The organism is Ruegeria sp. CH8 (assembly GCF_056536985.1).
The window spans coordinates 162047-186680 of record NZ_JBQFQR010000007.1 but is presented as its reverse complement, the minus strand read 5'-3'; the positions used below and the strand labels follow the sequence as shown (position 1 = coordinate 186680).

The window sequence follows — 24634 nt, the reverse complement described above, 5'->3', positions numbered from 1 at the left end:
CCCCCTTTGCTTTGGTGCTATGGGGAAGGGCCAGCCCCTTCTTGACCTGCGGCCAATTCATCCCCGAGATATTTTTGGCCAGATGAAGGACGGATCAGGTGAACTGGATCAAATCCCAGCGATTTCCGAACGGGTCGCGCCAGACGGCGACTGTGCCGTAGGGTTCTTGTCTCGGGTCTTCTTCGAAGTGGACACCTTTGGCGCGCATTGCAGCGTGGTCGCGGTCGAAGTCATCCGTTTGCAGGAAAAAGCCGACGCGGCCTCCGGTCTGGTTGCCGACGGCAGCGATCTGGTTCGGGCCGTCAGCCCTAGCCAGCAACAGGGATCCACTAGCCGCACCCGGGGGTGTCACAAGCACCCAACGCTTATCGTCGCCCAGATCGATGTCTTGCGTCAGCGTGAAGTCCAGTGTCCGGGTGTAGAACGCGATGGCGGCGTCGTAGTCCGGCACCACAAGAGTGACGGCAAAGAGGCTCTGGCGCATGGGGTTCAGCCCTTGGTCGGGTGACGGTCGGGCAGCTGGATGCCCGCGACCTGCTCGGCGATCGGCGCTGTTGACAGGGGGTGATGGCTGGCCTCGGCCAATGCGGCCGGATTGTCGACACGGGTCCAGTTGCCCTGCATGTAGGCCTCAAGACCCGAAAACCGAGCCTTGTAACCCATCTTTGGGCTACCGGGCACCCAGTAGCCGAGATAGACGTAAGGCAAGCCTGCCTCGCGCGCGATGTCGATATGGTCGAGGATCATATACGTGCCCAGTGAGTTCTGAGGCTGTTCCGGATCGTAGAATGAATAGACCATGCTTAGTCCGTCATCCAGTACGTCGGTCAGGCTGACAGCAATCAGTTCTCCGGTCTTGGGGTCGGCATATTCGACAACGCGGCTGCGGATTGGTGTTTCCTCAATCATCGCAGCGAATTCGAACACATCCATATCGGCCATCCCGCCATCGGCGTGACGGGTATCAAGATAGCGGCGGAACAGCTCATACTGCTCATCTGTCGCCCAGGGCGAGTTCGCCCGGCGCTGCAGATAGGAATTCCGCTTCGCGGCGCGTTTTTGACTTTTGCTGGGACGAAAGGCCGAGACATCTATGCGTGCGGACAGACAGGCAGCGCAATCAGTGCAAGACGGGCGGTAGAGTACGTTCTGAGACCTGCGAAACCCTTGTTGCGACAGTGAGTTGTTCAACTGATCGGCCCCTTCACCCTGCAGTGCCGTGAACAGCTTGCGTTCCATCCTGCCCTCAAGATAAGGGCAAGGCTGGGGGGCCGTCACATAGAACTGCGGCGCAATTGGCAGCGTGTGTCGCATGAAGTTTCCGCGTCTCCTGGGAACCGATGATAGCAACGGTTCCCCATGCAGCCAAGTGATTCAATTGGTTGATTATTATGCCCGCTGGTTGATCATCACCGTACCAAGGAACGCATCGGTAAGACCCTGGCAACGCGCGCTGTTCAGCATCATGATGACCGAGATAATCTGGACCACAAAAAACGCCATGCTGATAAAATACCCGGCGGTGTGAGCCACGGCCTTGCCCATGTCCATGCGGGCACCAAAGGCGTCGCGCAGTTCGATTCCCATGAAGCGCATGCCCAGCGTTGCCGATCCGTTGCTTATCGTGACGACGCGGTAGACGAAACTGATGACGCCATAGATCAGTGGCAGAAAGAACAGCCCCGCGCCAAATGTCAGAAATACCGGCACGATGCACAGCAGCGAGATAAAGGCGATGTCAAAGAGCCATGCGACAAAGCGTTTGGTTGCCACCGATTGGTAAAACTCGGGTTGGCTGTCTGGATCGGGCAGGTGGGTCATTCAGAATATTCCACGTCGTTGAATGGGTTTACCCTGTCCCGAAAGGCGGGACAGGGCAAGGTTGGATCAGGCGCGTTCGCCGTTTTCGGCCTCATCGCGGTTTTCACGGGCGCGTTCGTCCATGAACTGGTCGAATTCAGCCTTGTCCTTCGCTTCGCGCAGGCGACGCAGGAAGGCCTCGAAGTCCTGCTGCTCACGCTCCAGCCGTGCCAGCGTATCGGACTTATAGGCGTCAAACGCGCTGTTGCCCGAGGGCTTCATGGCGCTCATGTGGCTGTGCCAGGATTTGCGACGGCTGCAGGATTTGCTGAACATGCGTTTGCTCCAGATCATATAGGCCAGAAGAGCGAGGCCGACGGGCCAGAAGAATATGAACCCAAGGACCATGACGACGATCCAGGCGCCTTTGCCCTTGTCGTCAAGCCAGGCTTCGATACGGTGCAGCCATCCCGGATTTTCTGGGACGGCGGGGTCGGATAGTGCAGTCATTGTTGGTCTCCGGGGGTTATGTAAATCTTTTTCACATTGTTAAGATGGGGAGCGCGCAGCCGGTTGCAAGGGGGCGATGTGAAAAAGATTTACATTGGGTATTTTGGCGCGTTCTTTGATTGACCTCATCCCGGATCAGGCGCAGGTTTTAGTGTGACAAGACTTTTGCAGAGTTTGACATAGATGTTTGTAGCAACCGGTTTTTTTGACCTGAAGGCCTAATATCTGAAACTGGTGAGCTCCGGCCGGGTCGATAGTTTTGAGGCCGCCGGGACACCGTAACTTTCCATCCATTCTTTGATCCGAATCCAACTGTCCTGCTATCCTGCCGTAGAACGAAAGCTGTCCAGCGTTGCTATCGCCCGTCTCAGATCCACATGCCAATGCACCTTGAGACGCAACTTGTGAGTCTTGGCCTAGGTGCGCACGGTGGATTCCCTATCCTCCGCGTCGCGAGCCCGCATTTCGCACTGTAGGTCGAGAGGGATGTTATTGAGCCAGACCGGCATCTAGGCAGATTCCCCAATTGTGAGCGTATCCAGTGTTTAAATCGCGCCGCCTCGAGGCGTTTTAAGCGATCGTTTTATGCGCGGGGCTCCCCTGGGATCGGACAGTTACGGCAGCACCAGCAGGACCTAGGCGGCAATCTCCACGAGCATCATAATGGATTTGCCAATCGAGATCATTGCCACTAATGACTTGGCGGATCATTTCATTCGTCAACAGCAAACAATTCAGGATAGGTTGGGCGGTTGTCTTTCGGATTAATGGCTTTCGGATATGTGTCCGCCTTCATGACCTATCTGGCAGCTCAGAACTTTGTTGTGAGTGCAAGACTCATCCTGATTGTCCTCGCCGCACTCTTGGTCCAGTTGCTGGCGGCAGCTGGGGTTTTTATTGGTCCTGTGGCTGACACAATTGCCTATGTCGAAACAGCTAATTCGTGTCAATTCAGCCTATCGCTGTGTGGTGATCGTATTCACACATACGTTTTAGGCTTAATGAGCACAGTTTTGGGGCCGTTGTGGCCTGTCTTGTTCGGATGGCTTGCTTTTAAGCTACATAAGCAGTGCTTTGATATGGCCGGGATGTTTAGGAAGAACATCTTTTTCGTGATCGCGCTGACTTATACCGCTTATCAGACAGCCAGTGGAATGGGCGAGTGGACCTATTGCATTTTGGCGATCTATGTTGCTTTCATTTCCATGAACCCGCCATCATTCCTGCGGTCGCCCGCAAAATCGGTTCGATCGTCTGTGCTTGCGGTATCCGCATTCTTTACACTCGTGTTGGCGCACCCAGGTAACCTATTTGTAGCCTCGGTATTTTTACGCAATCTCAAGCTGGTTTTGATAGCGCTTCTTTCGGCTGCTTTGCTGTTCTTCGTGTATTGGGACTTGTTCGCTGCGTCAGTTTCCAAGGCCTACATTTTTTCAGGGCCTGACGCCGCGTTGTCAGCTGTAGAATCAAAGCTCAGAATTGCCACGGAGAGGGGTGATACGTCCTACGCTGGATGGCTGTTCTATGTTGGTTTTCCATATCATCCGACAGGTGTGGCTCTGTCCATACTACAATTCACGTTCCCTTTTTTTGCGCCCAACACGGGAGCGATTTCGCTAGCCATAGGTGCGATCAGTGCTCTCTTCTCCGTGTTGTGCGTCATTTTGTGCTGGAAGCTAAGGCTGGCGCCATTGTTTGTGGCGATCTCAGCTATTTTGATTTGCCATATTGTGTTTGGCATCTCATCTTATACACCCGGCGTCGGTTTACGCCACAAGGTGCCGCTGTTCGTTTATTTGTTAGCCGTGCGCTACTACGCTCAACGCCCTATGCCAGACCGAAAAACCAGTCGCATCATTCATCCAACTCACCTCCGTAAATTCGGTACTTAACCGCGCAGATGGCAATGTGCGCTGACCCGTCTGAGTTATGGGCGCTTAGTCGTTTATACGTGGGCAATGCGCCCGTATTTTTAGCTAAGACAATCGGCGAGAGGCAAAGCTCCGACCGAGTGGTTCTTAGGTCGCGCGAAGGTCACGACTTAAGTGATTTCATGTTCAACGTACGAATGAACCTATAGCGAATTGCAGAAGTTATGTCCGGGATCGTAGGTGCCAAGTAAGTCCCTAGTTTTTTGACTAATGTTGGTATGCAGAATTTCAATTTTCTGAGTGTACTTTCACTAGCCGCATTAACCGCATGCCAGAACCAACAGCAGGTTGCTTTTTCACCTTTTTACAAGCGCTTTTTTGTTTCTGACGGATATCAGGCTACATACACACGAACCTGACAGACGATGAGAATCTGTGTTCGCCCTGGAACCGTCTATGTTGCGTCGCCCACCTCAGGAAAAACGTTCGATGCGCAACTCTATACCGACCTCGGATATGGTGAAATTTACCATGGGATATCCGGCGTCAGCCCAATTACCTTTGATATGGTCAAAATGGAGAGGGCAGGTCCAAATACAAAAGTCTCAGTAAAGGCACCTTACCGCGCAAATTTCGCAAAGTTTTCATCGATCCTAGCTCGAGTATTGGGCGTTGGGTGGAACTGAGTGCAACAAGGGCGATCTTCAGAAACCTCCTAGTCAGGCTACAGTGTCAAAAGACTAAAACCGCTTTCCGGTTCGTACCTCAATTTTTAGGGTGTCAATCGGCTAACTATATGTTTTTGCAAGGGTACACCCTTTCTGGGAGCTGCGGACCAAAATGGGAAGCACTCTTCCCTATTCCTGGGCCAGTTTTCCCCGTTGTTAGCAGCAAGAAACACACCTTTGCGGCGGTCTAAGCCCTTTATTAAAAAGCGATCAGCGCGTTTACCGAGTTTGCAAATATATGTGTCGCAATATCTCGGCAATTGGGCTTAAACGCCGTATACACGGTTTTTGAAAGACAACAGCCGATCAGGCAGGAAGGACCTTTTAAATGGCCTCATACACCTTGTTTATTGGCGCTTCCGGATCCTTCCGGCCTCTTCCGGTCTTACTGCAGATTAATGTGCCACCCTACACAAGTTTCGCACATGCAAAATACTGACAACACGACCCCTCCGGCGCTGGACGATATTCTCACTTTGGAAAAGCAGGTCTGGGCTGCGCTGGTTGATGGCAATGCCTCGGCTGATCGGGCGCTTCTGAGCGCAGATTTCTTGGGTGTGTATCCCACCGGTTTTGCCAATCGCGACGATCATGTCGGGCAGTTTGCCGATGCGCCGACCATGGCACGGTATGAATTGAGCGAGACAAAACTGCGTGTATTAACCCCGGACATCGTGTTGCTGACCTACCGTGCGGGCTATCAGCGCCCCGAAGCCGAGTCGTGGGAGGCGATGTTGATCTCCTCCCTGTGGGAGCGCCGCCTGGACGTCTGGGTCAACAGTTTCAACCAAGACACCCCGTTGGAGGTGCAATGACCGGACCGCTGACCATCCACCGAGTCCCGCGCGCCTTTGATGCCTCTTTGGGCGGTGAGGCGCTGAATTTGGTGCCCGACGTCACGCCCGAACAGGGCGAACTGATTGCGGGGGCGGCAGGGTCCAGCCCTTATCTTAAAGGCCTGATCGAGTATGAACGTGATTGGTTGCCGCAGGCTCTGCAGCAGCCGGATCAGGCGCTGTCCGAGGTCATGGACGCGGCCAAATCTTTGCCATCCGATCAGTTGAAGCCGGGCCTGCGACGGGCGAAACGACAGTTGGCGCTGCTAACCGCGCTGGCCGATCTGGCCGGTGCGTGGCCGCTAGAGAAGGTGACGGCGGCGCTGACCGATTTCGGCGCGCTGGCGGCGGATGTGGCGGCCAAGGCCGAGATCGCGGCGTTGATCCGGCGCGGAAAACTGCCCGGAATGGGGCCTGATGACGTCGAAACCGCCGCCGGGATGATCATTCTGGCGATGGGCAAGATGGGTGCGCATGAGCTAAACTACAGCTCGGATATCGACCTGATCGTGCTGTTCGATGAAACACGTTTTGACCCTGACGATTTCTACGACGCACGGCACGGCATGGTGCGGGCAACCCGCAACTTCTGCGCTACGCTCAGCGATAAGACTGCGGATGGTTATGTGTTCCGAACCGACTTGCGCCTGCGCCCCGATCCTGCCGTGACGCCGGTCTGCATGGCGGCTGAGGCGGCTGAGCGTTATTACGAAAGCCTCGGCCGTACGTGGGAACGCGCGGCCTATATCAAGGCGCGGCCTTGCGCTGGTGATCTTGCTGCGGGGCAGCGTTTCCTTGATACGATGCGTCCCTTCGTCTGGCGACGGCATCTGGATTTTGCCGCCATTCAGGACGCCCACGACATGCGTCTGCGTATTCGAGAGAATAAGGGCACCGGCGGTACGCTGGCTATTCCGGGCCATGACATGAAGCTGGGGCAGGGTGGCATTCGCGAGATCGAGTTCTTTACCCAGACCCGCCAGTTGATTGCCGGGGGCCGCGACCCCGATTTACGAGTGCGGGGCACGGTGCCCGGTCTGGCTGCGTTGGCTGAAAAAGGCTGGGTGCCGCAGGGGGTTGCCGACAAGCTGACCGACCATTACCGCGCCCATCGTGAGGTCGAACACCGCATCCAGATGGTTCACGACTCGCAAACCCACAAGGTGCCGCAATCGCAGGACGGCATCGAGCGCGTGGCCTGTCTGATGGGTATCGACAGCGCGGAACTGACCGCCGACCTGACCCGCCGCCTGACCGAGGTGCATGAGCTGACCGAAGGGTTCTTTGCCCCCGGCTCCTCAACTTCAGCACCGGTCAAAGAGGCTGAGTTCGATCAAAGCGTTCTGGCGCGTTGGCCTACCTATCCGGCGTTGCGCTCGCAGCGGGGCGCGCGGATTTTCGAGCGGCTCAAGCCCGAACTGCTCTCACGCCTGTCAAAAACCGCAAAGCCGGATGAGGCGCTGCTAGCGCTGGACGGATTCCTGTCTGGCCTGCCTGCTGGGGTGCAGCTGTTTTCTCTGTTCGAAGCCAACCCGCATCTGATCGATCTGCTGGTGGATATCGTGGGGACCTCACACGCGTTGGCCGGGCATCTGTCACGCAATGCCGCCGTATTTGACGCCGTGATCGGTGGTAGTTTCTTTGACGACTGGCCGGGGCAGGCGGTGTTGCAGGCCGAGCTTTCACAGGCGCTGGAGCAGGAGGCGGACTATGAAACGCAGCTGGATTACGCTCGCCGCTGGTGCAAGGAATGGCACTTCCGCATAGGTGTCCATCACCTGCGAGGGTTGATCGACGGGGCACAGGCCGGACAGCAATACGCTGAACTGGCCAGTGCGGTGATCGCCGCGATCCTGCCTTGTGTAGTCGAACAATTCGCCAAGAAACACGGGCCCGCGCCGGGGCGCGGCGCGGCGGTGCTGGGCATGGGGTCGATCGGGGCAGGGCGGATCAACTCGCAATCCGATTTGGATATGATCGTGATCTATGACCCGCAGGATCAGGATATGTCGGACGGTCCGCGCCCCCTGGCAACGCGCACCTATTACGCCCGGTTCACGCAGGCGCTGATCACCGCGCTGTCAGCACCAATGTCACAGGGGAGGCTATACGAGGTCGATATGCGTCTGCGCCCCTCAGGCAATCAGGGGCCGGTGGCGACCAGTTGGGCCAGCTTCACCAACTATCAGCAGAACGAGGCCTGGGTGTGGGAGCACCTGGCCCTGACCCGCGCCCGCGTGGTGGCGGGCGACGCTGGGCTGGCAAAGGACATCGAAAGCTTCCGTGCTGATTTCCTGAAACAGCCCGAAGACCGGGAAAAAGTCCTGCGCGAAGTAGCCGAGATGCGCGTTCGTTTGGCGGCGGCCAAATCCCCTGCGGGCATCTGGGACGCCAAGAACGGTGCCGGTCGGATGATGGACATCGAATTGGTGGCCGAAACCGGGGCGCTCTTGTCAGGCGTTGTGCATCGCGACGTGCAGTCCGGGCTGGACGGCGCTGTCGCTGCCGAATTGCTGGACGTCGCTCAGGCGCAGACGCTCAAGGACTGCTACGATCTATGCTGGTTGGTGCAATGCGCGGCCCGGTTGCTGTCGGGCAAGGTGATCGAGGCCGACAAGATCGGCGAGGGCGGCGCGGCCTTTCTGTGCCGTGCTACCGGGTTCGAACAGGTCGAACAGCTTCAGGCCGCCTTGCAGGACAGCTATACCACCGCCGCCGGGATTATCGGCAGCGTGATCGAGGAGGGGAAAGATGCCGCGCAATGACGATCCGAATGATCACAAGGGCCTGATCCGCGAGGCCTATCGCATCGACGGCATCACTCTGCCCGAATGCCGTAGCATTTTTCTGGACTGGGCGCTGAGCCTGCCGGCGGAACGCGACCAAAAACAGGCCCTGACCGAGTTGCACGCCGTCTACGCCGCGCAAGAGGCCGATCACCCGATGACGCAAGTTCTGGCTGAAGGGCTGCAATCCGCGCAGGCGCCGAAACGGCGCGGTGGCTGGCGATCCCGGCCCCGCTAGGGCTTTCCCCCCGGCGCGTTCGCCTCTAATAGGGCGTCATGACCCAAGCCACTGACCGCCCCCGTATCCGCCTGAAACCCAAAGCCAATGCGCGCGGCCTGCGCCATGGCTTCCCGTGGGTCTACGCCAATGACATCGTCACCGACCGCCGGACCCGCAAAATTTCAGCTGGAGCGCTGGCCGTGCTCGAGGACGAGAAACGCGCGCCCATCGCTTTGGTCGCGGTGAATCCCGAGTCCAAGATTATGTGCCGTGTTCTGGATCGCGATCTGGGCGCCGAACTGAACGCCGAGTGGTTCGAAACCCGCCTGCGCCGCGCACTGGACATGCGCGAACGCCTGTTCGACGCGCCGTATTACCGCCTGATCCACGCCGAAGCGGACGGATTTCCCGGCGTGATCATTGACCGGTTCGGAGACGCCTGTGTCATACAGCCCAACGCGGCCTGGGCCGAGGCGCATCTGGACACGCTGACCGATGCTCTGGTCCGTGTCACCGGGGTGACGACGGTGTTGAAAAACGCCTCGGGCCGCACACGGAGGTTGGAGGGGCTGGATGACGAGAACCAAACATTACGCGGCACCGCGCCCGATGCACCGCTGCCGGTGCCGATGAATGGGGCCACCTATATGGCAGACCTGACCGGCGGTCAGAAAACCGGCCTGTTCTACGACCAACGGCCCAACCATGCCTTCGCCGCGCGACTAGTCCAACCGGGCGCGCAGGTGCTGGACATATTCAGCCATGTGGGCGGGTTCGGTCTGGCGATGCTGGCCGGAGGAGCCGCTCAGGCGTTGTGCGTTGACGGCTCAGCTACAGCGCTTGAACTGGCCGCACAGGGCGCGAACGCTTCAGGCTGCGCTGACCGCTTCCAAACCCGGCAGGGCGATGCCTTTGACGTACTGACGCAACTGGGCGAGGAAGGTGCGCAATTCGACGTGGTCATTTGCGACCCGCCCGCCTTTGCGCCTTCGAAACAGGCGCTGGATGCGGGGCTTCGCGCCTATGAACGTATCGCACGGCTGGCGGCCCCACTGGTGAAATCCGGCGGTTACCTTGGCCTGTGCTCCTGTTCCCACGCTGCCGATCTGGGCCGTTTCCGCGATGCTTCGTCGCGCGGCATTGGCCGGGCCGGACGGCAGGCCCAACTGATCCACACTGGCTTTGCCGGACCTGACCACCCGCAACTGCCACAACTGGCTGAAAGCGGCTACCTCAAAGCCGTGTTCTACCGGCTGTGAAGGCGGTTCTGGATACCTGCGTCATCTACCCCACCGTGATGCGAGAGATGCTGCTGGGCGCGGCCAAGCGTGGCCACTTTCAACCCATTTGGTCGGCCCGCATCCTCGAAGAATGGGCCCGCGCCGCCCGAAAACTAGGCCCGGATGGCGAGGCACAGGCCCGCGCCGAAATCGCCCTGACAAAGACGTTTTGGCCAGACGCAGAACGCGCGGCCCGGCCGAGTGTTGAACAGCGGCTCTGGTTGCCTGACAGCGCCGATATTCACGTTCTTGCCACGGCTGTCACAGCCTCGGCAGACGTCATAGTCACCGTCAACGCCAAGGACTTCCCAAGAAATATCCTGTCGGAAGAAGGGCTTGAGCGCCGCGACCCTGATAGTCTGCTGCAAGGTTTCTGGCAAACTGACCCTGATGGCATGGCTGACACAGCCAACCGCGTTCTGGCCGAGGCCAATCGCCTGTCCGGCGACCAATGGACCCTGCGGGCGCTCATGAAAAAAGCTCGTCTGCCGCGTTTGGGCAAAGCCCTCACTGCCTAAAGCTGGTCCATCTTCAACTGGTAAAAAACCTGGGAGGGCTTGTAGAGCTGGCCCTACGCGTCCGAACCTATTTGCTAGCGCCCCAACGCTGCTCAAGCGCTTCCAACGCTGCAATACGCTCATCCGTGTTGGGGTGACTCATCAGCCATGCGGGCACAACCCCGGCGCGTTGCTGGGTCAGGCCTTCCAGCTTGTGAAACAGGGATTTCTGCGGCCCGATCCCAATCCCGGCCTTGGTCAGCAAAGCAGCGGCGTATTCATCTGCCTCATACTCATCCCCGCGCGACAGGCGTGAGGCCAGCAGGTGCGTCAGCATATTGGCAATCCACGCGCCGATGAACGGAATAAACCGGGCAAACAGCATCATCAACGCGGCCCGCAACGCGTTCTGACCGGAGAAATCGATCATCCGCCGCCGTGCGTGCCCCAGCGCCACATGCCCCAACTCATGCGCGATAACGCTGGCCATTTCCTCGGCCGAGACCTCTCCGTTCCGAAATTTGCGATAAAACCCGCGAGTGATGAATATCCGGCCATCAGGTGCGGCCAGCCCGTTCACCGGGTCGATCTCATAGATATAGACGGGCACCCGGTCGATCTCCAACGCTGCCGCCAGCCGGTCGGTCATACGTTTCAGCGCCGGATCGGCCAATTCGGTCGATTTCGCGTCCAGTTCCCTGTGCGTACGCCATACGGATATCCGGTACATGACAATGGCATAGGCAATGGCCAGAAGGATCGGGGTTAGGCGAAGCATAGCTTAGATATGGGCAACGCAGAGAGGTGAGGCAAGCCGTAAACCTAAAGGCTTGCCGATTTGCTGCCCGTGAAGGCGGGGTTTGGTCCGTTGCTATCGATCGGTTGTTGTCGGCAGATCCAAATTCCCGTGTAGTTCGGTAAGTGTATCCGGGGTCAACGTCGAGCCTTTTGACGCATCAAAAAAGGCGCGCTCAGCTTGTTTTTGCGCGACCGTCGTATCGACGCGTAAGTCTTTTACCTCAGAACGAAGATCATCACGGGTTTCTTCGTAGGCCTCCGCCACGCGTAGTTCCTTTTCCAACGTGTCGAGATTGTCATCATAATCTGGATCACCTGGATCGAGATCAGCGATGTCATCTGCAATTTCATCGCTGCTGCGACCGTCATAGCGGTTGTTCAGGTCCCGAAGTTCGCGCCGGGCATCGTACAGGTCCGAGCGCAAGTCATAATAGTCGGCCGCTGCCTGCTGATAAGTTGCGATTTTTCCTACATTGCTGTTGGGAGCAGCATTCCTGAAAGCCGGAGCAGCTGCGTTCGAAGCATTTAGATTGCGCAGTTTATCCGAGCCATAGGGATCGCTAATTGCCGTCGCTAGAGGATCGCGGTAGCGGTGTTTTTCCCGTTTATGATCGCCATAGTGGGCTTGATCGTGACCAAGTTGGTAATCGGTTTCATCAGGCTGATACTCACGTTCTTTGGAATAGCGGGGATCGTCTATGCCATAGGGTTCGGGCTGTATTTCCGCGTCGTACCGGTAGCGATCTTTTGGTTGTGGCAAATTCAAGTTCGAATGGAAGTCGCCAAGGGTACTGCGTGTCAAAGTGCGCCCTTTGGATGCATCAAAAAAAGCGGCTTCTGCGTCGTGCAAGGCATCACCGGTTTCAGCCCTTAGATCCTTGATATCTCCGCGCAGATCATCACGGGTTTCTTCGTATCTTTCTGCATCCCGGAGTTCATTCTCCAGCGAGTCCAGATTGTCATCATAGTTTGGATCATTTGGATCGAGATCAGCAATATCGTCGGCAATCTCGTGACTGCTGCGTCCGTCGTAGCTTTTATTCAGGTCCCGCAAGTCGCGTCGGGTGTCATACAGCTCTGACTGTAGATCGTAATAATTGTCTGCGGCTGCCTGATATGTTGCGATTTTTCCAACATTACTGTTGGCCGAAGCATTCCTGAACGCCGAAGCAGCTGCGTTTGAGGCATTCAGATTGCGCAGTTTGTCCGACCCGTAGGGATCAGTGATAGCTTCTACAAGTGGGTCGCGGTAGTACCGCTTGCCCGGTTTCTTTCCGTCATAGGAAGAGTGGCGTTTGTCTCTGCGGGTAACTGGACGAAGGGATTCTTCGATCGGCGCGCTCGTAATTTTCCTGTAGGTCCTTTGAGTTGTCTTGACCGAATTTCGCTTTGACTTTGTTCCTGAACGATTGGTCCCTGAACGTTTGCCAAACAATTCTTCAACATCTCGTTTGAACTCGCGTCCAAAGTCGGCCAACGATGTTCTCTGAAGCTTTTCTTTATTGCCCTTGTTCGTTTTTGAGTTCCGTAACGTTTTGTTTTTTTGAGTGAACTTGTGCTCTTTGCGAGTTTTCCCAATTCGGGACTTGGATTTCCCGGCGTCGGCCCCTTTTCCAGCCTTGTCATTGCCGCCCTTGCCGTTCCCTTTGCCCTTTCCGTCCCCCTTTCCATGTCCGCCACCTTTGCCTTTTCCGCCATCTTTGCCTTTGTCGCCACCTTTGCCTTTTCCACCACCTTTGCCTTTTCCGCCACCTTTGCCATTACCACCACCCTTGCCCTTGTCACCTTTAGCAAACGCAGAGTCAGGCGTCAGAACAATTGTGGCAACCGTTACGGAAGCAAAAACCAGCGATACCGATGCCAAAGTCGAAATAAGAAATGCGCGAAGTTTGAACCTGGTCATTTTAGCCCCCCAGCACTCAACCTTTGCCGAACATATCACAAAAATGGGATGTGGTTGAGAAATCTGGTCACTTGCTGCCGGATGACGGGTCAGCGAGTTGGAAATAAAAGGTTTTTAGTATTTTGGCTTTCGCACTGCACTGCAATTACCTGCTCATTGATCGAGCGAAGGAAAACTAACGCGTCAGCTCCCGCATCCCCTGTTCAAGCCCGGCCAGCGTCATCGGGACCATGCGGTCCTCGAATATCTCCTGAATCATGCCGATTGAGTGGGTGTAGCCCCAGTATTTCTCGGGCACCGGGTTGATCCACAGGTTTGACTGCCACTGGTCTCGTGCGCGCTGTAACCAGACCTGACCGGCCTCTTGGTTCCAGTGTTCATTGGCACCGCCGGGATAGGCGATCTCGTAGGGGCTCATCGAGGCGTCGCCGACGAAGATACATTTGTAGTCCGAACCATAGGTCCGCAGCACCTCATGCGTGGGCGTTTGCTGGTCCCAACGGCGGCGGTTATCGCGCCAGACGCCTTCATAAAGGCAGTTGTGGAAGTAGTAGTATTCCAGATGCTTGAATTCGGTCCGGGCGGCCGAGAACAGCTCTTCCACCACCTTGATATGCGGGTCCATCGAGCCACCCACGTCCAGAAACAACAGCACCTTGACCGCGTTGTGACGTTCGGGGCGCGTTTTGACATCCAGATAGCCATGCTCGGCGGTGGCGCGGATGGTGCCGTCCAGATCCAGTTCCTCGGCAGCCCCCTCACGTGCCCAGCGGCGCAGGCGTTTCAGCGCAACCTTGATGTTGCGGGTGCCTAGTTCAACTGTGTCGTCCAAGTTCTTGAATTCACGCTTGTCCCAGACCTTGACGGCGCGTTGATGGCGGCTTTCCTTCTGACCGATCCGCACGCCCTCGGGATTATACCCATAAGCTCCGAACGGAGATGTCCCTGCAGTACCGATCCATTTGTTGCCGCCCTGATGGCGACCTTGCTGTTCTTTCAAACGCTCGCGCAGCGTTTCCATCAGCTTGTCAAAGCCGCCAAGGGCTTCGATCTCGGCCTTTTCTTCTTCGGAAAGGTGTTTTTCGGCCATTTTGGCCAGCCAGTCGGCAGGGATATCGACAGCCTCAAGTACCTGATCAAAGCTGATCTCGTTCAAACCCTCGAAACTGGCGGCAAAGGCGCGGTCGAACTTGTCGATATTGCGTTCGTCTTTCACCATCGAGACACGAGCGAGGTAGTAGAACGCCTCGACATCATAGGTGGCCAGACCCTTTTTCATACCCTCCAGAAAGGTCAGGTATTCGCGCAAGGAAACGGGAATGCCAGCTTTGCGGAGGTTTTCAAAAAAGGGCAGGAACATTGCTTATACCACAAATCTTACAAGGATCAGGGACAGTATCAGTCCGACCAGCGCAAAGGCGATGCCGTACCCGGCGGCGTATTGCGCCATGTCGGCACCGCTGCCATTTCGTTTGCGTGCCGCCAGGGCCCCTAGGATTGCCCCCAGTATCGCCATTCCCAAAACCACGACCATGCGTTATCCGCCCCTGTTATTGTTGGGGGGTCCTTCCGCAACGTCCTGCATCAGCGACCGGACCACCGTTTCCGAGCCGAAGCCGTAACGCGCCCATGCCAGACTGTCCAGCCTGACGGAACGTGCCTGTGCAGTCTGGCCCGCTTGATTGAGAGCCTCGGATTTGAGCAGCAGCAACGTGGCGAGTTGTGAGGCATTTTCGGCCCGCGTCATCACGTCGATGGCCTTGTTCAGTTCTGGCAGAACTTCGGGCCCCTTACCCTGAGCCAGCGCAAAGGCGGCGGTTTGCGTGGTAATATAGGCCTGATGGACCTCGGTGCCCGGGGTGGCGCGCAGGTACTGCAGTGCGATTTGGTAGTTGCGGAAAGCCTCCTGCGGATTGTCAAACTGGCCCATCCGGCCCATCACGTAGTAGGGATAGGCGCGGCGGTGATCAGTCCAGCCTTGTTCCTTTCCGATACGCGCGGCCAGTTGGGCGTCTCTCTGACGTCTCTGCGTCCCACGAGTTGGGCGCAAAGATCTTTGAATTGCGTTAATCCATTCACGAGGTGTTTCAGATACCTGCTGCGCGGGCAAGGTGTCTCCGCGAGGGTTCAGGCGGCTGAGAATGCCGGGCAGGGCGGCTTCGACCTGCTCACGGGTCATGCCGCTGCGCAGTTCGGGAGAATAGGCCGTGCGCAGGATCAGCATGTCGAAACCGGTCAGAACGGTGTGAATGTTGTCATCGTTGAACACCGAATCCGGCAGATGATAGAGGTCGTTCAACGGCCCAAGCGCTTGTGCGATCTCTTCGTGCAGGCAGTCGCGCTTTTCTTGCGGGCTGACGTCGTAAGGGATAAAGATCCCAAGACGTTCGCGGCTGTGTAGCCGGGACCAACTGCTTTTCTGTTTGCGCCGGTCGCGGCGGTATTCTTCAAAACTGGAAGAATTGGGAACAACGAAACAGGCCGCCTGTGGCAGGACTTCGTGGATCTGTTCCTGACTGACCGCCTCTATGGTGATGTTTGCCGAACCTTCCGAAATCTGGCTGATGTTGATCCCGGCCTCGTTGCGAAAACGGTTCAGCAAACGGGTCAGGTCCCGCTGCATCGAAGGCGTGGGCGCGCCGGTCAGGCGCACAGTGATCGGAGTTTCGAACCGCGTGAACACCGGCAATTGCGCACCGCCCTCCAGCGCGAAATGCAAAGACACGAAATCATCCGCGATATTGGCATTCGACCGGCTGGCAGGTGTGGGGGAAGAACGAGAGAATGACTTGGTTGGTGGCAGTTTTTCTTCGATGACATGCACGCGGGTCGGGACTTCGCTTGTCTCAACAGTCGCGCAGCCTGTCAGCGCCAAGCCCGCAAGGATCACGGCCCATTGCATCATGGGCGCTGATACCGGATGAACGGCGTCTTCTTGCCGATACGGTCATACAGCTTGCGGGCGGTGTGGTTAAAATCCTGCGTCAACCAATAGACAGATGGGGCACCTTGCCGGTCAGCTTCGTCATAAACGGCTTGAATCAGAGCGCGTCCGACCCCGGTGCCGCGCTCCTCAGGCCGGGCGAAAAGGTCCTGCAGGTAGCAAACGTTCTCAACCTTCCAGGCATGCCGGTGAAACAGGTAATGGGTCAACCCAACCAGTTGCCCGTCTTTTTCGGCAACAAAGCACGAGAAATCATGTGGATCATCGCCCAGCAGGCGGGCAAAGGTGGTGCCATAAATTTCATCCGGAACCGTCGTTTCATAGAAAGCCAGATAGTCTCGCCACATGTCGGACCATTCAGTACGGTCTTCGTGCCGCAATGCGCGGATGGTCAGAGTATCAGCCAATCAAATTTCCCCGTCTTGTCCGGCCTCAGATAGCCCGGATGCACCGGACCGCCACCTGCAATGCTGACAGCCCGGCCAGCCCAAGGCAAGCGGCGATCACCGGAGGTTCAACAGGATCAACGTTTGGCCCGCGCCATGAACGCTAGACGTTCGAACAAATGCACATCCTGCTCGTTCTTCAGCAGCGCCCCGTGCAGTTTGGGCAGGGCATTGGCTCCATCCCGCTTCAGGTCCTCGGATGTCAGGTCCTCAGCCAGCAGAAGTTTCAGCCAGTCCAGCACTTCCGAGGTTGAAGGTTTCTTCTTCAGCCCCTGCGTTTCGCGGATTTCATAGAACTGGGTCAGCGCAGTGGTCAGCAGTGCATCCTTGATGCCGGGATGGTGCACCTCGACGATCCGGCGCATGGTCGCCTCGTCCGGGAAACGGATATAGTGGAAGAAACAGCGGCGCAGGAAGGCGTCGGGCAGTTCCTTTTCGTTGTTTGATGTTATGATCACGATAGGGCGGTGCTTGGCGCGGATCGTTTCACCTGTTTCGTAGACGTGAAACTCCATCTTATCGAGTTCCTGCAACAGGTCATTGGGAAACTCGATATCGGCCTTGTCGATTTCGTCGATCAGCAGAACGACTTTCTCGTCGGCATCAAATGCCTGCCAGAGCTTGCCCTTTCGGATGTAGTTCGAAACGTCATGCACGCGCTCGTCGCCCAGTTGGCTGTCGCGCAAGCGGCTGACCGCGTCATATTCATACAGGCCCTGTTGGGCACGGGTGGTGGATTTTACATTCCACTCGATCATCGTAAGACCCAGCGCGCCGGCCACCTGTTTGGCCAGTTCGGTCTTACCGGTGCCCGGTTCGCCTTTGACCAAAAGGGGTCGTTCCAGGGTCACGGCAGCGTTCACCGCAATGGTCAGGTCATCAGTGGCAACATACTCTGCGGTGCCTTGGAAACGTGCGGTCATGAGCCCCTCGTGTGGTTTCGCGCGATTTGTGCCGTTTGGGTTACAGAGAGGCAACGATTTTGACAAGCGGGCCGCGGCGTCCAGCACCGGGAATTTCCCCGCGACTCTGGTTCCTAGTGCTTGATTCGGCGGCTAACGGATGTCCCATTGGTTGTGGTTTGCCGCAGAAATGCCCAACGAATTCCACAGTAAAACAAGGTTTTGTTGTTACATGTCTCATATTTAGACAAGCCGGAGACGTAACGTATCATTGCGACGTTTGTGTAGTGACATTCCAACGCGCGTCGGATACACGCTCCGCAGAAGGGAGAGCCAAATGTCAGGTGAAACAACCGCTACCGACGTTTATGGCCATACCGAGGGAGCAAAGATGAAGCAGGAAGTTTTTCTGCCGGAGGACTACCGTCCGGCCGAAGATGAGCCTTTCATGAATGACCGTCAGCTTGAGTATTTCCGCCGCAAGCTGCTGGATTGGAAGACAGAATTATTGGCAGGCAGCCGCGACACGATCGAAGGGTTGCAGGACAACACCCGTAACATTCCGGACGTTGCCGACCGCGCGAGCGAGGAAACCGACCGCGCGCTGGAGCTGCGCACCCGCGACCGTCAGCGCAAGCTGGTGGCCAAGATCGACTCGGCGCTACGCCGCATCGACGAGGGTGAATATGGCTATTGCGAGATGACGGGCGATCCGATCTCGCTGAAGCGTTTGGATGCGCGTCCGATCGCGACCATGACGCTTGAGGCTCAGGAGCGCCACGAGCGCCGTGAGAAAGTTCACCGCGACGATTGATCGCTGGGAAATTCGGAAAATCTAAAACGCCGGGGCCTGTCGCCTCGGCGTTTTTGCTTTAAGGCGGTGCCATGAATATTGACGGATTGAAGTTCAGCGTCGTCGGTGGCGGAATAGGGGGGCTGGCGGCCGCTCTGGCGCTGCGGCAGCGCGGGGCGCAGGTTACGGTTCTGGAACAGGCACCGGCCCTGACCGAGGTTGGCGCTGGGTTGCAGATCAGCGCCAACGGGATGGCGGTTCTGCGGGCGCTGGGTGTTGTTGGGAACGTACCCGAGAACGGGCAACTGTCGCACGGAACGATCTTGCGTGACTACCGTAAAGGCCGTTTGATCAGCCGGATTCCTGCGCCTGCCGCCGGTCCAACCTATTATTATCACCGCGCTGACCTTCTGAACCTGTTGCACCGCGCGTCTGTAAAGGCCGGCGTTGACGTTCGGCTTGGCGCGCGTGTGTCCAATGTTGTTAAGCACCCAAGCGAGTCCGAGGTTGTGCTGGATAACGGAGAGAGGTTGCGTTCGGAATGTGTGATTGCCGCGGATGGCGGGCGTAGCACCATCCGGCCGATCCTGAACGGTATTGAGGACCCTCAGTTCACCCATCAAATCGCATGGCGTGCGACAATCCCATGGTCGCAGCGCGAAGAGATGCCGCGGGCATCGTTGACTATGGGCCCGGGTCGTCATGTGGTCACCTATCCGCTGCGAGATCAACGTATGATGAACGTGGTTGCGATCGAGGAGCAGTCGGATTGGCAGGAGGAAGGCTGGCGTCTGCAAGGCGACCCGGATGACCTGCGCGCGCGTTTCGCCGATTTCGGTGGACCCGTGGATGATATTCTGGCCGAAGTGACCGAGGCTCACCTCTGGGCCCTGTTTCTGCGACCCATCGCGCAAAGTTGGCAGAACGGTCGTCTGGCGCTTTTGGGCGATGCCGCGCATCCAACGCTGCCATTTATGGCTCAAGGGGCTTGTCTTGCACTGGAAGATGCATGGATTTTGGCGCGGTCTTTCGAAAGCCAGTCAGGTGCGACACAAGCCCTTGCTGCCTACGAAAACCAACGCCGACCCAGGGCAAGGCAAGTGGTCGCCGCTGCAGGAGCAAACGCGCGCAACTTCCACCTGCGTGGCCCGATGCGACTGGCGGCGCAGATGGCGCTGATGGCTATTGGGTCTCAGTTGGCAAAGAAATACGAGTGGATCTACAGCTATGACGCAACCGCGTGATCGGTCACAGATCGAGATCAATCCAGACCGGCACGTGATCCGAGGGTTTTTCGTGGCCGCGTACCGCTGAATCAATCTGGCAGTCGCGCATCAGGTCAGCTGCCTGAGGCGTCAGTAGAAAGTGGTCGATGCGGATGCCGTCATTTTTGTTCCAAGCGCCTGCCTGATAGTCCCAGAAAGAGTAATGACCGGGTCCTTGCGTGCGGGCTCGGAAAGCCTCGGTGAACCCGAGGTTCAGAACCTTGCGAAACGCGGCGCGGCTTTCGGGCCGGAACAGCGCATCTTCACGCCAGGTATCGGGGCGGGCTGCGTCCTCGGCCTGAGGGATAATATTGTAGTCACCGGCCATCAGCGCCACTTCTTCACTGGCCATCAAACCACGGGCGCGCTGATACAGACGTTCCATCCAGGCCAGTTTGTAGTCGTATTTCGGACCCGGCGCGGGGTTGCCATTGGGTAGATACAGGCCGCAAATGCGCAGCGCCTTTTTACCAACCACCGTGGCCTCAATCCAGCGTGCCTGCTCATCCTCGTCGTCACCGGGCAGGCCACGAGATACGTCTTCCAGAGGTAGCTTCGACAGGATCGCGACACCGTTGAAGCTTTTTTGCCCGTGCGTTTCGACGTTATAGCCACGTTCTTCGAACAATTCGCGTGGGAAGTTTTCATCCACCGATTTGATCTCTTGCAGCAGCACAACATCTGGCTGCGCATCATCAAGCCAACGGGGTAGGGCCTCGGCCCGCGCTTTGATGCCATTGATGTTGAATGTGGCGATTTTCATGCGCGATCCTCCGGTGGCTTAACGCAACCTATCGCCCAGAACCGGCCCAACGGCAAGGCGGATGGCGGATTGGCGAGGCTCTGCCTCGCGCTCCGGGATATTTTTAGACAGATGAAGAAACGGATCCTTAACCAATTTGCTCGAAGAAACGAGTACGGTACAGGCGGGGACGCCGATGACCGCGACAGGTGAAGCTCTCCGATGGATGGTCGGAGAGCGGATCCCTGCTTCATCTGTCCAAAAATATCCTGGGGGTGTGGGGGCAAAGCCCCCACCGGCGATTACATCGAAAAAGACGTACCGCAGCCGCAGGATGAGGTGGCGTTAGGATTCTCGATCACAAAACGTGCGCCGATCAGTTCCTGCGTAAAATCGATTACAGCGTTTTCCAGAAACGGCAGAGAAATCGAGTCTACAATCACCTTTTGACCTTTGCCTTCCAGCACAAGATCATCCTCTTTCGGTTCATCCAACGCGATTTCGTATTGAAAACCAGAGCATCCGCCGCCTTCCACGGCAACGCGCAAAGCCTGCCCCTGATCCGCCGCGCCAATTTCGGCGAGTCGGTCAAAAGCGCGTTCAGTAACTGTCGGGGGCAGATTCATGCCAGACTCCAAAGGTTTATTTCCTAAGCACACTACAATATATGAAACCTAACGACAGGCGACAAGGACAAGACCTTTGGACAGAGCGGGTTTTGCCTCGGACCCAGGCCGCGCAAGAGGGCGGCTTGTGCCGGAGGAGGAGAGCAGCTTCCGGTCATGCTTTCAGCGTGATCGCGACCGGATCATTCATGCCAGCGCGTTTCGGCGACTTAAACACAAGACCCAGGTGTTTGTTGAGCATGAGGGCGACAGCTATCGAACCCGTCTGACCCATTCCATCGAAGTGGCGCAGGTGGCGCGGACCATTGCCGGGGCTTTGGGGTTGAACCCGGAACTGACCGAGGCGGTGGCGCTGGCGCACGACCTTGGACATACGCCGTTTGGTCATACTGGGGAAGATGCACTGCATGCGCTGATGGTGCCTTATGGCGGCTTCGACCACAACGCGCAGGCCATCCGGATCGTCACCAAACTGGAACGCCACTATGCCGAATTCGATGGCTGCAACCTGACTTGGGAGTGTCTTGAGGGCATCGCCAAGCACAACGGGCCGGTCGTAGGGGATTTGCCCTGGGCTCTGGCCGAGTGCAACGAAGGTTTCGATCTGGAACTGCACACTCATGCCAGTGCCGAGGCACAGGTGGCCGCGCTGTCTGATGACATTGCTTATAATAACCACGATCTGCTGGACGGCCTGCGCGCCAACCTGTTCACAGACGACGAAATCCAGCAATTGCCGATCGTGGGTGACTGCTATGCCGAGGTGGATCGCAAGTATCCCGGTCTCGACCCGTATCGCCGCAGACACGAAGCGTTGCGGCGTGTGTTTGGCGTCATGGTGTCAGACGTGATCGACACTTCGCGCGGGCTGATCGCTGCTTCGGGGGCGCAGACGGTCGAAGATATCCGGTATCTGGGCTATCCGGTTGTCCAGTTCTCAAACGGGCTATGGGCGCAGCTCAAGGAAATTCGCGCATTCCTGTTCACACGAATGTACCGCGCGCCCAGTGTGATGGAAGTACGCGCCCAAGTCAGCGCGGTCGTACAGGAGCTGTTTCCGATATACCTTAACGACCCGAAACAGATGCCAACGCGCTGGCACGACAACATTGAGGCGGCGCCGGATGAAACCGCGCTAGCCCGGATCGTGTCGGACTATATTGCCGGAATGACAGACCGGTTTGCCCTTCAGGATCACAAAAAGCTGACAGGCGAGTAGTTACTCGACGCCGATATAGGCCAGTGCCCAAACCTGTTGACCGGATTGTTTCTGCGCCAGCTCCGCATCATCGGTCGGCGGGAACACGATCATGGTAGGACCATAGCCACCGATCCCCATTGGAGACCCATTTGCATGGGTCGCGACGATGGGCTGATGTGCTGTAATGCTCTCCCATTCAATTTCCGACTGGTACCCATCCAGCGCCATAGGTTTCGCGGTTTTCCCTGCAGCTCCGGCCATCGTCATCACGTCAGACAGCAAAGGGCCGGAAAAGGCGATCTCGCGCTGTTTACCTTCGGGGCCATATGTGATCGTGATCTCGACCTGTTCCAGCCCATCCAGCATTGCCGCGTCAAAACCGGCAGCACCATCGTGTTGAACTTCAAGGTAGCCCAGTAGGCCACCGTCATCTTCCCCTCGGGCTGGCAGATTGGTTTCGGTCACAACACCGCCCAACGTCAAGAGGACATGGCCGGTAGGTGCCGGGATGTCGGCAATGGCGGGAAACGAGGTTGTCAGCAACAGGGCAAGGGGCAAGGCAAGGCGCATCGGCGGGTCTCCGGCAATAAAAGTCTTGCCGACATTACCGGGGTTTGCCGCTAAACCAAGCTCAATCTTTAGGCTTCCATTGACCTTGCCGCCTTGCGTGATAAACCGCCGGGCAAGCAAAAGGACATCCGAAATGAACCTGTTTTCCGAGATCCGCGGCCTCGTACTGGACGCGCTGGCACAGATGCAGTCCGAAGGCGCGTTGCCCGAGGGGCTGAGTTTTGACAACGTGGCAGTTGAACCGCCGCGCGATGCCGCGCATGGCGACATGGCAACCAATGCTGCGATGGTACTGGCCAAACCGGCCAAGATGAAGCCGCGCGACATTGCCGATGTGCTGGCCGGGAAACTGGCGGCTGATGACCGTATCACCAGTGCCGAGGTGGCCGGTCCGGGTTTCCTAAACTTGCGTCTTGCGCCGTCGGTCTGGCAGGGCGTTCTGGCAGCGGTGCTGGAGAAGGGCACCGACTACGGCCGCTCGACCATGGGGCATGGCCAGAAGGTGAACGTGGAGTACGTGTCTGCGAACCCCACAGGCCCGCTGCATGTTGGTCATACTCGGGGCGCCGTGTTCGGTGATGCTCTGGCGAGCTTGCTGGCCTACTCGGGCCATGATGTAACTCGCGAATATTACATCAACGACGGCGGTGCGCAGGTGGATGTACTGGCGCGCTCGGCCTATGAACGCTATCGCGAGGCCAATGGCCTGAGCCCAGAGATCGCCGAGGGCCTGTACCCGGGCGACTACCTGATACCGATTGGCGAGGCGCTAAAAGAGAAATACGGCGACAGCCTGATCGACAAACCGGAAAGCGAGTGGCTGGAAGAGCTGCGCAACTTTGCCACCGATGCGATGATGGACCTGATCCGCGCCGACCTGAAGGCGCTGGGCGTCGAGATGGACGTGTTCTTCTCAGAGAAATCGCTCTACGGCACCGGCCGGATCGAAGCTGCGCTGCAGTCTCTGACCGACAAGGGCCTGATCTATGAAGGCGTGCTGGAGCCGCCGAAGGGCAAGAAGCCCGAGGATTGGGAGCCGCGTGAGCAGACCCTGTTCAAATCCACCGAGCATGGCGACGACGTCGACCGCCCGGTCAAGAAGTCGGACGGCAGCTGGACTTATTTCGCCCCGGATATCGCTTATCACTATGACAAGGTGACCCGTGGATTTGACGCGCTGATCGACGTGTTCGGAGCGGACCACGGTGGCTATGTCAAACGGATGAAGGCGGCTGTTTCGGCTCTGTCTGACGGCAAGGTGCCGCTGGATATCAAGCTGACCCAGCTGGTGAAGCTGTGGAAGAATGGCGAGCCCTTCAAGATGTCGAAACGGGCAGGGAACTTTGTCACCCTGCGCGATGTGGTCGATCAGGTGGGCCCGGATGTGACCCGGTTCGTGATGCTGACCCGTAAGAACGACGCGCCGCTGGACTTCGATTTCGACAGGGTGCTGGAACAGAGCCGCGAGAACCCCGTGTTCTACGTGCAATACGCCCATGCCCGTGTCATGAGCGTGCTGCGCCGCGCGGCTGAGGCCGGCATTGCCGCCGACGATGCGACCTTGAAAGGCGCTGATCTGAGCAAGAACGACCATGCCTCGGAACTGACGGTTGCCAAGAAACTGGCCGAATGGCCACGTCTGGTCGAGATCGCCGCGCGCACCAACGAACCGCATCGCGTTGCCTTCTATCTGTATGAACTCGCAGGGGATTTCCACGCTCTGTGGAACAAGGGCAATGATGAAACGCAGCTGCGCTTCATTCAGGATGGCGATGTTGCCACAAGCCAGTCAAAAATCGCATTGGCCCGGGCTGTTTCTGTTGTGATTTCAGCGGGCTTGGGTATTCTTGGCGTCACTCCGGCGCAGGAGATGCGGTAACAAACACCGCCCGAACCGCCGGAACGAGGCAGACAAG

24 protein-coding genes are annotated in these 24634 nt (G+C 57.5%); 10 read left to right on the top strand and 14 right to left on the bottom strand.

What is annotated here, in order from left to right; translation table 11 throughout:
* Positions 1 to 94: 94 nt before the first annotated feature.
* From ACR0ER_RS10410 to ACR0ER_RS10395, 4 genes are all read right to left on the bottom strand, one after another.
* On the bottom strand, positions 95 to 484 hold the full coding sequence (locus tag ACR0ER_RS10410; protein WP_480768855.1) for a VOC family protein: 390 nt from the start codon (positions 482 to 484) through the stop codon (positions 95 to 97).
* A 5-nt stretch (positions 485 to 489) separates the two neighbouring features.
* Positions 490 to 1314, bottom strand: coding sequence for an arginyltransferase (locus tag ACR0ER_RS10405; protein WP_170329105.1), 825 nt, complete (start codon positions 1312 to 1314; stop codon positions 490 to 492).
* A 75-nt stretch (positions 1315 to 1389) separates the two neighbouring features.
* The gene (locus ACR0ER_RS10400; protein ID WP_480768854.1) at positions 1390 to 1821 is read right to left on the bottom strand and encodes an RDD family protein; all 432 of its coding nucleotides are present in this window, start codon (positions 1819 to 1821) and stop codon (positions 1390 to 1392) included.
* A 66-nt stretch (positions 1822 to 1887) separates the two neighbouring features.
* Positions 1888 to 2310: a DUF2852 domain-containing protein gene (locus ACR0ER_RS10395; protein WP_480768853.1), complete on the bottom strand. Its 423-nt coding sequence runs from the start codon at positions 2308 to 2310 to the stop codon at positions 1888 to 1890.
* Positions 2311 to 3104: 794 nt separating this feature from the next.
* Between ACR0ER_RS10395 and ACR0ER_RS10390 the strand changes: the two genes are divergently transcribed.
* The 6 genes from ACR0ER_RS10390 (at position 3105) to ACR0ER_RS10365 (ending at position 10549) form a co-directional block, all read left to right on the top strand.
* On the top strand, positions 3105 to 4202 hold the full coding sequence (locus ACR0ER_RS10390) for a hypothetical protein (protein ID WP_480768852.1): 1098 nt from the start codon (positions 3105 to 3107) through the stop codon (positions 4200 to 4202).
* Positions 4203 to 5334: 1132 nt separating this feature from the next.
* Entirely contained in the window at positions 5335 to 5724 is a 390-nt protein-coding gene (locus ACR0ER_RS10385) for a DUF4440 domain-containing protein (RefSeq protein ID WP_480768851.1), read from the top strand.
* A complete protein-coding gene (locus ACR0ER_RS10380; protein ID WP_480768850.1) occupies positions 5721 to 8510 on the top strand; it encodes a [protein-PII] uridylyltransferase family protein in 2790 nt (929 codons plus the stop codon). The genes ACR0ER_RS10385 and ACR0ER_RS10380 overlap by 4 nt, the downstream gene beginning before the upstream one ends.
* On the top strand, positions 8497 to 8769 hold the full coding sequence (locus ACR0ER_RS10375; protein WP_480768849.1) for a hypothetical protein: 273 nt from the start codon (positions 8497 to 8499) through the stop codon (positions 8767 to 8769). The genes ACR0ER_RS10380 and ACR0ER_RS10375 overlap by 14 nt, the downstream gene beginning before the upstream one ends.
* A 38-nt stretch (positions 8770 to 8807) precedes the next feature.
* Entirely contained in the window at positions 8808 to 10010 is a 1203-nt protein-coding gene (locus ACR0ER_RS10370) for an RSP_2647 family RNA methyltransferase (protein WP_480768848.1), read from the top strand.
* Entirely contained in the window at positions 10007 to 10549 is a 543-nt protein-coding gene (locus ACR0ER_RS10365) for an RSP_2648 family PIN domain-containing protein (protein WP_480768847.1), read from the top strand. Before ACR0ER_RS10370 ends, ACR0ER_RS10365 begins: the two co-directional genes overlap by 4 nt.
* A 67-nt stretch (positions 10550 to 10616) precedes the next feature.
* Here ACR0ER_RS10365 and ACR0ER_RS10360 read toward each other — a convergent pair whose 3' ends face one another.
* From ACR0ER_RS10360 to ACR0ER_RS10330, 7 genes are all read right to left on the bottom strand, one after another.
* The gene (locus ACR0ER_RS10360) at positions 10617 to 11306 is read right to left on the bottom strand and encodes a M48 family metallopeptidase (RefSeq protein ID WP_480768846.1); all 690 of its coding nucleotides are present in this window, start codon (positions 11304 to 11306) and stop codon (positions 10617 to 10619) included.
* Between the two features lie 93 nt (positions 11307 to 11399).
* Entirely contained in the window at positions 11400 to 13229 is a 1830-nt protein-coding gene (locus ACR0ER_RS10355; protein ID WP_480768845.1) for a hypothetical protein, read from the bottom strand.
* A gap of 175 nt (positions 13230 to 13404) precedes the next feature.
* Positions 13405 to 14589, bottom strand: a complete 1185-nt coding sequence (locus tag ACR0ER_RS10350) for a vWA domain-containing protein (protein WP_480768844.1) — start codon at positions 14587 to 14589, stop codon at positions 13405 to 13407.
* A gap of 3 nt (positions 14590 to 14592) precedes the next feature.
* Complete coding sequence (locus tag ACR0ER_RS10345; protein WP_170329078.1) at positions 14593 to 14763, bottom strand: hypothetical protein; 171 nt, start codon at positions 14761 to 14763, stop codon at positions 14593 to 14595.
* A gap of 3 nt (positions 14764 to 14766) precedes the next feature.
* Positions 14767 to 16134: a DUF2927 domain-containing protein gene (locus tag ACR0ER_RS10340; RefSeq protein WP_480768843.1), complete on the bottom strand. Its 1368-nt coding sequence runs from the start codon at positions 16132 to 16134 to the stop codon at positions 14767 to 14769.
* Complete coding sequence (locus ACR0ER_RS10335; protein WP_480768895.1) at positions 16131 to 16520, bottom strand: N-acetyltransferase family protein; 390 nt, start codon at positions 16518 to 16520, stop codon at positions 16131 to 16133. Before ACR0ER_RS10335 ends, ACR0ER_RS10340 begins: the two co-directional genes overlap by 4 nt.
* Positions 16521 to 16696: 176 nt before the next feature.
* Positions 16697 to 17542, bottom strand: coding sequence for an AAA family ATPase (locus ACR0ER_RS10330; protein ID WP_170329074.1), 846 nt, complete (start codon positions 17540 to 17542; stop codon positions 16697 to 16699).
* A 370-nt stretch (positions 17543 to 17912) separates the two neighbouring features.
* Between ACR0ER_RS10330 and dksA the strand changes: the two genes are divergently transcribed.
* Both dksA and ACR0ER_RS10320 read left to right on the top strand, forming a co-directional pair.
* A complete protein-coding gene (gene dksA / locus ACR0ER_RS10325; RefSeq protein ID WP_170329440.1) occupies positions 17913 to 18335 on the top strand; it encodes an RNA polymerase-binding protein DksA in 423 nt (140 codons plus the stop codon).
* A 71-nt stretch (positions 18336 to 18406) separates the two neighbouring features.
* Positions 18407 to 19558, top strand: coding sequence for an FAD-dependent monooxygenase (locus ACR0ER_RS10320; protein ID WP_480768842.1), 1152 nt, complete (start codon positions 18407 to 18409; stop codon positions 19556 to 19558).
* Between the two features lie 4 nt (positions 19559 to 19562).
* Here ACR0ER_RS10320 and xth read toward each other — a convergent pair whose 3' ends face one another.
* Complete coding sequence (gene xth, locus ACR0ER_RS10315; RefSeq protein WP_480768841.1) at positions 19563 to 20342, bottom strand: exodeoxyribonuclease III; 780 nt, start codon at positions 20340 to 20342, stop codon at positions 19563 to 19565.
* A 281-nt stretch (positions 20343 to 20623) separates the two neighbouring features.
* On the bottom strand, positions 20624 to 20947 hold the full coding sequence (locus ACR0ER_RS10310; RefSeq protein ID WP_170325221.1) for a HesB/IscA family protein: 324 nt from the start codon (positions 20945 to 20947) through the stop codon (positions 20624 to 20626).
* 76 nt (positions 20948 to 21023) lie between these two features.
* Here ACR0ER_RS10310 and ACR0ER_RS10305 point away from each other — a divergent pair, with 76 nt between their 5' ends.
* Complete coding sequence (locus ACR0ER_RS10305) at positions 21024 to 22166, top strand: deoxyguanosinetriphosphate triphosphohydrolase (protein ID WP_480768840.1); 1143 nt, start codon at positions 21024 to 21026, stop codon at positions 22164 to 22166.
* On the opposite strand, the gene ACR0ER_RS10300 is transcribed toward ACR0ER_RS10305, so the two are convergent.
* Complete coding sequence (locus tag ACR0ER_RS10300) at positions 22167 to 22718, bottom strand: putative pterin-binding protein (RefSeq protein ID WP_480768839.1); 552 nt, start codon at positions 22716 to 22718, stop codon at positions 22167 to 22169.
* 133 nt (positions 22719 to 22851) lie between these two features.
* Here ACR0ER_RS10300 and argS point away from each other — a divergent pair, with 133 nt between their 5' ends.
* Positions 22852 to 24597 carry an arginine--tRNA ligase gene (argS, locus tag ACR0ER_RS10295; protein ID WP_480768838.1) on the top strand — a complete coding sequence of 582 codons (1746 nt, stop codon included), beginning with the start codon at positions 22852 to 22854 and terminating at the stop codon, positions 24595 to 24597.
* Positions 24598 to 24634: the final 37 nt, after the last annotated feature.